Origin of the sequence: Myxococcus sp. CA039A, assembly GCF_013336645.1 — a bacterium.
Lineage (GTDB): Bacteria > Myxococcota > Myxococcia > Myxococcales > Myxococcaceae > Myxococcus > Myxococcus llanfairpwllgwyngyllgogerychwyrndrobwllllantysiliogogogochensis.
Genome location: NZ_JABUMQ010000334.1, coordinates 1 through 12,055 on the forward strand (window position 1 = coordinate 1; position 12,055 = coordinate 12,055).

Sequence of the window (12,055 nt, forward strand, 5' to 3'; positions counted from 1 at the left end):
GGTTCGACATGGGGCGGCTCTTCCTGAAGGGGCGACCTGGGGGTGGGTCCGGAGGGATTATCGCACCCAGGGCTTTCGGGGTTTCCTGCTCGCTGAGAATCGCGCGGGGAGTGTGGGTGCGGGTGACTCTGGAACCCGGCTTCACTCGGGCTTGTGGCAGGCTGCCGGGCCCTCTTCCAGCAAGGAGCTTCACCGTGAATCGCAGTGTTCCCACCCGGTTGGCCCTGGCGTGCGCGTTGCTGCTCATGCCCCTGGGCTGTGCGCATGTCGACCATGCGAGGGACGAGCAGGCCATCCGCCAGATGGTGGACGTGCAGACCCAGGCGTGGAACCGCCAGGACGCGGTGGTGTGGTCCCAGGACTTCGCGCCCGACGCGGACTTCATCAACATCGTCGGGACGCTGTACGAGGGCCAGCCGCAGATTCAGGAGCGCCACGCGGCCATCTTCCAGACGCTCTTCAAGGGCAGTCAGAGCAAGGTCACCATTCGTCGGGTCGCCTTCCCCGCGAGCGACGTGGCCGTGGTGGACACCACGCATGAGGTGACGGGGCACCAGGGCCTGCCTCCCGGCGTGCAGAACACGGAGCCGGGACTGCTGCGGACCCAGATGCGGTACGTGATGAATCGCGTGGGCGGCACGTGGCGCATCGTCGCGGCGCAGAACACCGACGTGAAGCCCCGGCCGTAGCGCGGGGAAGGTGTCGAGGCGCTCAGCTCACGGGGAGCCCGAGCGCCTTGATGCGTCGGTAGAGGTTGCCCCGGTCCACCTGCAACAGCCTCGCGGCTCCGGCGATGCTCTCGCCTTCGAGGAGCGCGGCGCGGATGAGGTCCCGCTCGAAGTCCTCCACGTGCTCGCGGTAGCTCTTCTCTCCGAGGCTGGGGCGCGCGGCTGTCGCGGGGGCCTGGGGCGAGGAGACTGCCTCGGGGCCGAGCGTCAGCGGGCCGCCGCCGCGCAGCAGGTTGAGCCGCTCGATGACGTTGCGCAGCTCGCGCACGTTGCCCGGCCACGGGTACGCACGCAGCGCTGTCTCGGCGCCGGGAGCCAGCACCAGCGGTGCTTCCGGTCCGGCGAACTCGGCCGCGAAGGCGCGCGCCAGCGGGAGCAGGTCCTCGGGGCGCTCGCGCAGGGGAGGGATGTGCAGGGGCATGACGTTGAGGCGGAAGAAGAGGTCCTGACGGAAGCGGCCCTCCTTCACCGCGCGGGCAAGCTCCTGGTGTGTCGCCGCGAGGATGCGCGCGTCCACGGGCACGGGCACCGAGCCACCCAGTCGCTCCACTTCGCGCGTCTCCAGCACGCGCAAGAGCTTGGCCTGGAGCTCCAGCGGCATGTCTCCAATCTCGTCGAGGAGCAGCGTGCCGCCGTGGGCCTGCTCGATGCGCCCCGCGCGGCGACTCACGGCGCCGGAGAACGCGCCCTTCTCATGACCGAACAGCTCGCTCTCCAGCAGCGTGGCGGGAATCGCGGCGCAGTTGACGGCGACGAGCCGGCCCTTGCGTCCCGACGCCAGGTGCAGCGCCCGCGCGACGCGCTCCTTGCCCGTGCCTGTCTCGCCGGTGATCAGCACCGCCGTGTCGCTGGGGCCCACGCGTGTGATGAGCTGCCGCAAGGCTCCCATGGCGGGGCTGTCGCCCACGAGATGACCGGGGCGCGCGAGCGCATCCAGCAGTCGCTCGCGTTCCTCCTGGAGCGCGCCGAGCGCCAGGGCGTTGCGCAGCGCCGTGACGAGTCGCTCGGGGGAGGGCGGCTTCTCGACGAAGTCCGTGGCGCCGAGCTTCAGGGCCTGCGCGGCCTCTGATGGTGAAGCCTCGCCCGACAGCACGACGACGGGCACGGGCAGCGGACGCGGCAGCCGCGCGAGGAACTCCAGGCCCGTCTCGCCCGGCATGCGCAGGTCGAGCAGCATCATCGCGGGGAGGCCCTCGGGGGCTTCGAGGACGCGGGTGGCCTCGGCGGTGGAGCGGGCTTCCACGGAGGTGAAGCCCTCGTCGCTCAAGAGGCCGCGCAGGGCCTTGAGGACGCCAGGGTCGTCGTCGACGACGAGGATTCGGGGGCCGGGCTTCATGTCGTGGGCACGGGGGACGAAGGAGGGAGGAGGGGCAGCTCCACGCGCGCGAGCGTACCGCCGCCGGGCGCGGGCTCCAGTCGGAGGGTGCCGCCATGTTCGTGGGTGATTTTCTGGGAGATGGGCAGCCCCAGCCCACTGCCTTCGGGCTTCGTGCTGAAGAGACCGCGTGTGAGGGCCGCGCCCTCCAGCACGGTGGGCACGCCGCTGCCACCATCGGTCACGGTGATGCGCACGACGCTCTCCGTCGCGGGCTCCAGCGCGACACGGACGGGTGGCGCGCCTTCGGGGGAGGCCTCGGTGGCGTTCTTCACGAGGTTGCCGAACAGCCGGCGCAGGCCGTCCGGGTCCGCGCGCAGCGAGACATCTGGACCGGGCAGCAGCTCCACCGGCACGGGCGAGGTCTCCGCGTACAGTGCGCAGATTTCCGAGAGCAGCGGGCGCAGAGGCACGTCCTGGAAGCGCGGCGCGGGCAGGCGCGCGAAGGTGGAGAAGCTCTGCGTCATCCGCATCAGCAGATCCACTTCCTCCTGGAGCAGGGCGACGGACTCGGTGACGCGGGTGGCGTCAGAGGGGGAGCCTGTGTCCGCGCGAGACAGCCGTGCGAGCGAGAGCTTCATCGCGGTGAGCGGGTTCTTCAGCTCGTGGGCCAGGGAGCGGGCGACGTCCTGCCACGCGGCGATCTGCTCGGCGGACTTGAGCCGCTCGCGTTGGGCGACCAGTTCCTGGCCCATGCGGTTGAACTGGCCCAGGAGGAACTGGAGTTCGTCGCGAGGCGGGTCCGTGGCGGGCAGTCGCACGGAGAGGTCTCCTCGTGCATAGGCCCACATGCCCTCGGTGAGCGTCGTCACAGGGCGGGTCAGCGCACGGCCAAGCAGCACGGCGGCCACCGCCAGCACGCCGCCCGACACGAGGACGAGGACGGTGATGAACGCGGGCACGCGCCGCACCAGGGCCCGGCGTGTCAGCTCCGCCTGGGCCAGATGCAGCCGTGCTTCATCCAGGGAGCCGCGAGGCAGGCCCCGGCGCTCCAGGTCAAGGGACACGTCATCCAGCACTGCTTCCACGGGAGCCACGGAGACGGACAACACCCGTTCCAGCGCGCCCTGGGCCACGATGCCCAGGAGCACGAGAGGGACGAGCCCCGCGAGCAGCATCACCGCCAGCAGCCGGCGACGGAAGCGAGGGGGCGGGGGAGTCGAGGACATGGCGGACGCGGGTGGGCTCACGGCAAGAGGGCGACAGGCGCACTACGCGGGACGCGTGCCGCGCTTGCCTCGGGTTGTACCGCTCCAGCGGCCCGTCGCCCAACCTGGGCATGAGTGCTGATAGCCTCATGGGCCGGATGCCCCGCTTCCTCGCGCCCTCTCAGAGTTGGTTGTTCGGTCCGCGCGTGGACCTCGCCGTCTTCGCCGGCAGTGCGCTCGTCTCCGTGGCCATGGTGCTCGGGGCACCCTGGCTGGGGGCCGTGGGTGACACGCCTCTCTGGGCGTGGCTCCTGCTCGTCGTCTGCGTGGACGTGGCCCACGTCTGGTCCACGCTGTTCCGCACCTACCTGGACCCGGACGAACTGCGCCAGCGGCCCGGCCTGTATCTGGGCGCCCCCCTCGCTGCCTGGGTGGTGGGCGTGCTGGCCCACCACGTGTCACCGGGCGCGTTCTGGACGCTGTTCGCCTACGTGGCCTTGTTCCACTTCGTCCGTCAGCAGTACGGCTGGGTCGCGCTGTACACGCGCAAGGCGCGAGCCTCCGACGTCGAGCGCCGCCTGGACGCCGCCGCCATCTACGCGGCCACCGTGGGCCCCGTCGTGTGGTGGCATGCGAACCTGCCGCGCGCGTTCTGGTGGTTCGTGGAGGGCGACTTCCTCCCGGGCCTTCCCGCATGGATGGGCACGCTCGCGCTGGCGCTGCACGCGGTGGTGCTCGTGGCGTGGGTCGCCTTCCAGGGACTGCGCGTGTCGCGCGGCGAGGGACTCCAGGTCGGCAAGGTGCTCCTCGTCGGCGCCACGTGGGTGACGTGGTTCGGCGGCATCGTCCTCGCGCGCGATGACTTCACCTTCACGGTGATGAACGTGGTGCTGCACGGCGTGCCGTACTTCGCGCTGCTGTTCCGCTACTCGCGCGGGCGTGGAGAGGAGGGCGGATATGGCGCCGCGGGCACCGTGCTGCGTGCGGGGCTGCCCGGCTTCCTCCTGTTCCTCGTGGCGCTGGCGTTCACCGAGGAACTGTTGTGGGACCGCTTCATCTGGCATGACCGCCCCGGCCTCTTCGGAGGCGCGGACGTGGGGCTCTCGCCGGACCTGCTGGCGCTGGTGGTGCCGCTGCTCGCGTTGCCGCAGGCCACGCACTACGTACTGGATGCGTTCATCTGGAAACCGGGCCGCCAGCCCGCATTGTTGGCCCGGCTCGGTTGGGCGCCGCGCTCCGTGCAAGAGGGTCCACCAATCGCCACCTCGCGCGATTCGACGATGGTCATTCGCGGAGGGAGTGAATAAGGGTCAGAGGCTCTATGCCTCGACTCCTGCTCGTCTCCAATCGTCTCCCTGTCACCGTCAAGGTGGAGAAGGACAGCGTCGCCGTGGTGCGCAGTGCCGGCGGACTGGCCACGGGATTGCGCCGACCCCATGAGCGCTCCGGCGGCCAGTGGATTGGCTGGCCCGGGGACATGTCCCGGCTGTCGGAAAGCCAACGGACGCGCGTGGAGGAACAGTTCGCCGAGCAGCGCTACGTGCCCATCCACCTCACCGCGAGCGAGGTGAGCCGCTACTACGAGGGCTACTCCAACCGGGTCCTCTGGCCGCTGTGCCACTACATGCTGGACCGCATCCCCCGTCAGGACCGTGACTGGGAGGTGTACCGCAAGGTCAACGAACGTTTCGCGGACCTCACCGCGAAGCAGTACCAGCCGGGCGACACCATCTGGGTGCATGACTACCAGCTCATGCTGGTGCCGGGGATGTTGCGCGAGCGGCTCCCCGAAGCCCGCATCGGGTACTTCCACCACATCCCGTTCCCCTCGTCGGAAATCTTCCGGACGCTGCCCCGCAGGGAGGCGCTGCTGAAGGGCCTGCTCGGCGCGGACCTCATCGGCTTCCACACGGTGAGCTACGTGCGGCACTTCTCCGGCTCGCTGTTGCGGCAGCTCAGCCTGGACACGGATGTCGACAGCATCATGTGGCAGGGGCGGCAGGTGCGGGTGGGCGCCTTCCCCATGGGAATCGACTCCGACTCCTTCGACTCGCTCGCGAAGGAGGTGAGCGTGCTGGAGGAAGTGGCCTCGCTGCGGCGCACCGCGGAGGGACAGCGCATCCTGCTGGGCATCGACCGGCTCGACTACACCAAGGGCATCCCCCGCAGGCTGCTGGCGGTGCAGCGCCTGCTGGAGCGCGAGCCCGCGTGGCGCGGACGCCTGCGGTTCATCCAGGTGGCCGTGCCCAGCCGCACCCAGGTGGAGGCGTATGCCACGTACCGCGAGCAGGTGAACGAGCTGGTGGGCCGCATCAATGGCCAGTACGGCAGCGTGCAGAACGTGCCGGTGCATTACCTCTACCGCTCCTTCAACGAGAAGCAGCTCGCCGGGCTGTACCGCGCCGCGGACGTCATGCTGGTGACGCCCGTGAGGGATGGCATGAACCTGGTGGCCAAGGAGTTCTGTGCCTCCCGGCCGGACGAGGACGGCGTGTTGGTGCTCAGCGAACTCGCCGGCGCCGCCGACGAGCTGAACAAGGCGCTCACCGTCAACCCGTACGACGTGGAGGCGACGGCGGACGCCATCGAGCAGGCGCTGGAGATGGGCGAGCACGAGCGCCGCGAGCGCATGCGCGCCTTGCGCGCGCAGGTGAAGGCCCACGACGTGCACTGGTGGGTGTCCCACTTCCTGGGCCGGCTCCAGGGGCTGCCCTCGGTCTCCGTGCGTGACGTCAAGGGCGGCGATGAGGCGCTGGAGGTGATGAAGTCGGCGGAGCGCCTGTCGCTGATGCTCGACTATGACGGGACGCTGGTGGGCTTCGCGCCACGGCCGGAGCTGGCCGCGCCGGATGATGCCCTGCGGGCGTTGCTGGCGAAGCTGGTGGCGAGGCCGAACACCACGGTGAGCGTGGTCAGCGGCCGGCCCAAGGAGACGCTGGAGTCGTGGTTCGGGACGCTGCCCATGGGGCTGCACGCGGAGCACGGCCTGTGGTCCCGCTCGAGGCCGGGGGATGCGTGGCGGATGCTCGACGGGGTGACGGCGGAGTGGAAGGACGCCGCGCGCCCCATGCTCGACGAGTTCGCCGCGCGCGTCCCCGGCTCGTTCGTGGAGGAGAAGTCCGCGTCGCTGGCGTGGCACTACCGCCAGGTGGACCCGGAGTTCGGCGCGCTCCAATCCCGTGAGCTGCGATTGAAGCTGGCGGAGACCTTCGCCCGGCGGCCCGTGGACATCCTCCCCGGCGACAAGGTGGTGGAGGTGCGGCCTCATGGCGTGAACAAGGGCCGGGTCGTGGACGCGGTGACTCGCCAGTTGGAGGCGGGCACGCTGGTGGTGGCCGTGGGCGATGACCGCACGGACGAGGACATGTTCGCGGCCATGCCCGAGGGCGGGCTCACGATTCACGCGGGCAACAAACCCTCGCGCGCCACGTATCGCGTCAGCGGCCCGGAGGAAGTGCGCAAGTTGTTGGCCGCGCTCGTCGAGACCTGAGCGCGCGGCCTCCGCACCCGGGGGCGACGTCGAGGCCGGGGCTCGACGGTTTCGTTGACGAGTCGTAGGACATTCCACGAAATGCCGAGGAGTCGGGTGACAGGCTCCCTCTCCGCTGGTGTTCTGCTTCCGGGCCGGATTTTCACGGGGAGATGGAACATGGATGTCCCGCGCCGTGGTCTGCGGGTGGGTGCAGCGGTGCTGGTGGTGAGCTTCTCCGGGGCGGGATGTGGCCCGGGTGACGATGCCGTCGCCAACGAAGTGGAGACCAGTGAACAGGGCCTGGACTGGGAGCAGTCGCTCCTGGCCCCCCTGGACCGGGATGCGCTGCGACAAGCCATCGCCGGCTTGCCGGACGCGAGGACGACAGCGGCGCAGGTCCGCATCAATGGCACCGCGGGACGCTGGCTCGGCGCGTCCGGTGTCGCGGATGTCCACGCGGGCACGCCCGTGCCCACGGATGCGCGCTTCCGCATCGGCAGCATCACCAAGACGTTCACCGCCACCGTGGTGTTGCAGCTCGCCGCCGAGCGCCGCGTGGACCTGGACCGCCCGGTGCAGCACTACCTGCCCGGGCTGCTGCCCCCCAACTTCGGCCTCATCACGGTGCGTCAGCTCTTGAATCACACGCACGGCCTGCCCAACGTCCCGCTGCCGTCGAAGGACCCGGAGTGGTTCTTCGACAACCGGTTCCGCCGCTGGTCGCCCCGCGAGCTCGTCGCGCTGGCGCTGCCGCCCGGGCCCCGCTTCGTGCCGGGCACCCAGCAGGAGTACGGCAACATCGGCTACCTCGTCGCGGGGCTGCTCATCGAGAAGGTCACCGGCAGGCCCTACGCCCATGCGGTGCGCGAGCGCATCCTCACGCCGCTCGACCTGCGGGACACGTCCGTGCCCGGCAATGACCCGACGATTCCCGGCCCTCATGCCAGGGGCTACGAGGCCGTCACGAAGGCCGACGGCACGGTGCACCTGGTCGACATCACCGAGGCGAACCAGTCCATCCCCTGGGCCGCCGGGGAGATGATCTCCACCACGGCCGACCTGGACACGTTCCTCTCCGCGCTCTTCCGGGGCCGGCTGCTGCCACCCGCGCAGCTCCAGGAACTCTTCACCGTGCCGGACGTGCCCACCCTGGGCGGAGGGCGCGCGAGCTACAGCGCGGGCCTGACACGCTTCGAGGTGAACGGCCTGACGCTGTGGGGCAAGAGCGGAGACCGGCACGGCTACAACAACGGCATGGGGGCCACGCGGGACTTGCGCCGGCGCCTGGTCTACTCCGTCAACACGCTGCACATGGGACAGGAGCGGCCGGCCATCGCCGACCGCATCGTCGCCACCACCTTCGCCGCCCGTTCCCCCCGTCCCTGAACGAAGCGCACGGCCTCCGCGCGCGTGAAGCGAGCGGAGGCCGCGGCGGATGACTACCGCACGAGGGACGCGGTGCGACCGCCGGGGCCCTGGATGATGACCCGGCGCGCGAAGGCGCGGTCCACGCGGCCGAGGAAGTCCCTGAACGCCGGGTACTCGTCCGCCTTCACGCGCGCGACGGAGAGCTTCACCTCACCCTCGGCGACGAGCTTGCCCTCCTCCACGCGGTAGGTGAGCTTGAGGCGGCCGAACGCGTTCGTCTCCTCCACCGCCTGCGGCAGCTCCGTCACGGACCAGCCCGCGGGCAGCGTGTAGCGCAGGTTGAAGCTGTTGACCCACGGACTCTGCATCACCAGGTCGAACCGGCGCTCCGCCAGCGGGGCGAAGGCCTGCTGGTAGGTGCGGCCCGTGCCGAAGGGCAGGAAGCGCACCGCGTTGGGCATCACCTCCGCGTAGCGGGGGATGCTCATCCGGAAGTCCATGGACACGTCGTCGTCCAGCTTCGTGGTGTCGCTCAACGACACCTCGTTCACCGTCAGGCCGGGGAAGCTCTGCGCCCACGCCCGCTCGAAGGTGGACTTGCGCGTGGCCTCCGGACGGTACGCCCGGCGGTATTCCGGCGCGCTCTGGCCGCTCACCGTGCTGGCGCCCGTCACTTCCGCGCTGCCATCCGCGCGCAGCGCCACGTCCATCTTCAGGCCCGTGGCGTTGTCCTCCGCCCTGGCCTCCGGCGTGGTGAGGAAGGTGCTCTTGCCGTCCGGCTCCACCACCAGCACGTTGGCGACGCGGTCCGCGCTGGGCAGCTCCTTCGCCCCGTGGAACTCCGCCGTGCCATCCAGGTACAAGTCGAACTTGGGGACATACGCAATCGCGTGGTTGAAGGCCGCGAGGCTCGCGGGCTCCGCGTCCAGCGCGCCCAGGTTGCGCATGCGCAGGAGCACCAGCCGGCTGTCCACGCCCGCCACCCGCAGCATGGCGTGGATGAGGCTTGCCTTGTCCTTGCAGTCACCGAAGCGCCGCGACAGCACCCGGTCCACGCGGTACGGCTTGAAGCCGTGGATGCCGAACTCCAGCGCGACATAGCGCGTGTTCGTCACCACGAAGTTGTAGATGGCGCGCACCACCGCCAGCTCGTTCTTCCGGTCCACGCCCGTGAGCACCTGGTCCACCGTCTGCTTCAGCTCCGAGTTCGGCTGGAGCTGGTCCCTCACGAGGCCCCACCAGTAGCGGCCCACCTGGTCCCACGTCTGGTAGGTGGAGACGTGGAGGTTCTGGGCGACTTCCGCCCAGCCCGGCATGCCCGGCTCCGGCACCACCTTGGCCACGTGCTTCGCGTTCCAGCGGTACAGCACGCGCCCGCCGTCCACCGACTCCTGCGCGCTCTCCACGCCCTGCAGCCGGCTCTTGTTCCAGTAGAGCGGGCGCTCCTTGGGCATCTCCACCAGGTACTGGAAGCGCAGCTTGGGATAGACGCCCTGCACGCTCTCCACGTCACCCCAGTAGTCCGACAGGAGGTTCTCCTGCGCGGTGTCGTCCAGGCGGTACGTCACCTCCAGCGTGTCGCCGGCGGCCAGGGACGGGAAGGAGAGCACCTTGGCGCGGGCGTCGTAGTACATGCCCGTCCACGGCTCGTTGATGTTGCGGTCGTTCTCCCCGTAGCTCTCCACCACGGAGCCGTCCGTCTTCGTCACCCGGGCGCGCAGCACGCGCACCTCCTGGCGGTCCGGCGAGTAGGTGATGGGCATGGTGCGGAAGGCGTCCACGCCGCGCGCGTTCTGCACCTTCACCACCATCTGCATCAGCCGGCTGGACAGGCCGCTCTTCTGGACGTGCACGAAGGTGTTGTCGACCAGGTAGATGGCGTCCTCGTGGACGTACGCCTCGGCCTCCTTCGCCAGGGGCTTGGCGTCCACCACGTGCTGCATGCCGGCGCCGGCGCCCTCGCCCTTGAGGGCGCGCAGGGCCTCCTTCAGGCCGGGGTTCTGCGGACGCAGCACCAGTGAGCGCTCGAAGGCGGCCAGCGCGGGCTCCCGGCGGCCGGCGGCGAGCAGCGCGCGACCCTCGCGCTCGTAGACCTCCGGCTCATCCGGGGACAGGGCACGGGCCTCCGCGAACAGGGCCACCGCCGGCTCCACCGCGCCGTTGCTGGCCTTCAGCTCCGCGAGCCTCACGCGGGCGCCGTTGTCGAACGGGTTGAGGGCGACCAACTGCGAGTACTCGCGCTCGGCGGCCTCCACCTGACCGGAGTCCGCCAGCAGCGCGGCCAGCGCGCGGCGCGTGCCGGTGTCGTCGAAGCGCAGCGCCAGCACCACGCGCATCCGGTCCATGGCCTCGCGATGGCGGCCGAGCTGCCGGGAAATCTGCGCCGCGGTCCGCACCGCGCGCGGCTGCCGGGGCTGATGGCGGAAGGCCTCCTCCACCAGCGCGTGCGCGCGCGGACGCTCACCCAGGGCCTCGTAGGCGCGGGCCAGCGCCAGCCGGGCGGAGGCCTCCTCGGGCGTCTTCTCCAGCACGGGCGCCACCAGCGCCATGACGCGCTCCGGGTGTCCGCGCTCCATCTCATGGTCCGCCAGGGCCACGCGGGCCTCGGGCAGCGTGGGGTCGGCGGCCACGGCGGCCTCCAGGAAGCGCCGGCGCTCGTTCAGGTCATCTCGCTGCAGGCTCGCCGCGAGCATCTGCAGGCGCGCGTCCTTGGGCGCGAGCTCCGCGGCGCGCGTGGCCTCCACCGTGGCGGTGTGCTCGCGGTCATCGAAGCCCCGGTAGAAGCCGAGCACCCGCGCGTAGTCCCCGTGCAGGGTGGCGTCGTTGGGGTTCTTCTCCACCAGGGTGCGCAGCGCGGAGGTCAGCGTGGGCAGCGTCTGCGGAGCGGGGGCCGCGCCGCGCTCGATGGCGGGCGCCCTGGCCGGCAGCGACGCGCGCACGGACGGCGACTCCTGGCGCAGGTAGAAGCCCAGCGGGCCCGTCTCCTGGCACACCTTGAGGAGCACGCGGTTGAGGCCCTTGCGCAGCTTCACGGACACGCGGGACTGGTCCGGGCGCGGCAGGTTGTAGCGGTCCTCCTTGGCGGCCAGCTGCCCGTTCACCCACAGGCGGAAGGCGCCGGAGGTGCCCAGGCCGAGCGCCACGCGCGTCTCCTGTGAGGACTCCAACCAGGTGACGGCGTAGGCCACGGCCTCGCGGTTGGGGCGCACGGCGGTGGCCAGGTCCACGTAGCCGTCCGCGGTGGTCGCGGTCAGCTTGCGCCAGGACACCTGACGGCCCTTGGCGCCCGCGTAGTTGGCGGCCAGGTCCAGGTTGGCGGCCTCCGGGCCGAAGTCCGTGTCACACCCGGACTTGCCCTCGTTGTCGAAGCCGCCGACGACGTAGTAGTCGCCGAGGAAGCCCATCCACTGCTTCACCTCGCCCGCGCGCGTCAGCCGGCCCCGGGCGCGCTCGGTGTCCAAGAGGAGCAGCTGCGCGGTGGCGCGCGTGTTCGCGTCGAACTGCCGCCGCGAGGCCACGTAGGAGTAGGTGCTCACCAGCGGCGTGAGGTCTTCCACCTCGTCCACCAGCGAGTGCAGCCGGAGGAGGCCCGCGGCGCCCCGGGGCGAGGAGGCCTGCTTCAGCGCCTCGGCCGCGTACAAGCGGGCCGTCTCGTCCGCCGCGGGCCGGGCCTGCACCCAGAGGGGGCAGGTGAGCACGAAGACTGCGGCCAGCCATGTGAAGCGGGACATCCGTTCTCCTCGGTGCGACATGCGTGTAGGGCGAAGGCCCCGCGCATTCCGGGGCCGCCGACGCCGATGAACAGGCGGGCCCTTTGGGGCCTTCCCCTGCATGCGGCCCTGGATGGCGGACAGGCAACCGAAAACGTCACCCGGCGTGCGGAGGGGAACGGGGTAGGTGCGGGTGGGTTTGGAGTGGCGCGGGGCAAGTCAGGGGCTTGGGGTCTCGAAAACCCCGCCTACAC

Annotated in this window: 7 protein-coding genes; 4 read left to right on the forward strand and 3 right to left on the reverse strand. The window is 70.7% G+C overall.

The genetic code is table 11. The features are described from left to right. Positions 1-194 precede the first annotated feature (194 nt). A complete protein-coding gene (locus tag HR086_RS38410; protein WP_371746186.1) occupies positions 195-689 on the forward strand; it encodes an SgcJ/EcaC family oxidoreductase in 495 nt (164 codons plus the stop codon). Positions 690-711: 22 nt separating this feature from the next. Here HR086_RS38410 and HR086_RS38415 read toward each other — a convergent pair whose 3' ends face one another. Both HR086_RS38415 and HR086_RS38420 read right to left on the reverse strand, forming a co-directional pair. Then, positions 712-2,064 carry a sigma-54 dependent transcriptional regulator gene (locus tag HR086_RS38415; protein WP_174459665.1) on the reverse strand — a complete coding sequence of 451 codons (1,353 nt, stop codon included), beginning with the start codon at positions 2,062-2,064 and terminating at the stop codon, positions 712-714. Then, positions 2,061-3,272: a PAS domain-containing sensor histidine kinase gene (locus HR086_RS38420; protein WP_174459664.1), complete on the reverse strand. Its 1,212-nt coding sequence runs from the start codon at positions 3,270-3,272 to the stop codon at positions 2,061-2,063. Before HR086_RS38420 ends, HR086_RS38415 begins: the two co-directional genes overlap by 4 nt. A gap of 137 nt (positions 3,273-3,409) precedes the next feature. Here HR086_RS38420 and HR086_RS38425 point away from each other — a divergent pair, with 137 nt between their 5' ends. The 3 genes from HR086_RS38425 to HR086_RS38435 all read left to right on the forward strand — a co-directional run bounded on the left by HR086_RS38425 (position 3,410) and on the right by HR086_RS38435 (position 8,109). Beyond that, positions 3,410-4,558: a hypothetical protein gene (locus HR086_RS38425; RefSeq protein WP_174468113.1), complete on the forward strand. Its 1,149-nt coding sequence runs from the start codon at positions 3,410-3,412 to the stop codon at positions 4,556-4,558. Positions 4,559-4,572: 14 nt separating this feature from the next. Then, the gene (locus HR086_RS38430; protein WP_174459662.1) at positions 4,573-6,741 is read left to right on the forward strand and encodes a bifunctional alpha,alpha-trehalose-phosphate synthase (UDP-forming)/trehalose-phosphatase; all 2,169 of its coding nucleotides are present in this window, start codon (positions 4,573-4,575) and stop codon (positions 6,739-6,741) included. 159 nt (positions 6,742-6,900) lie between these two features. Beyond that, positions 6,901-8,109 carry a serine hydrolase gene (locus tag HR086_RS38435; protein WP_174454670.1) on the forward strand — a complete coding sequence of 403 codons (1,209 nt, stop codon included), beginning with the start codon at positions 6,901-6,903 and terminating at the stop codon, positions 8,107-8,109. 53 nt (positions 8,110-8,162) lie between these two features. On the opposite strand, the gene HR086_RS38440 is transcribed toward HR086_RS38435, so the two are convergent. Beyond that, positions 8,163-11,822: a DUF3857 domain-containing protein gene (locus tag HR086_RS38440; RefSeq protein ID WP_174459660.1), complete on the reverse strand. Its 3,660-nt coding sequence runs from the start codon at positions 11,820-11,822 to the stop codon at positions 8,163-8,165. Between the last annotated feature and the right edge of the window lie 233 nt (positions 11,823-12,055).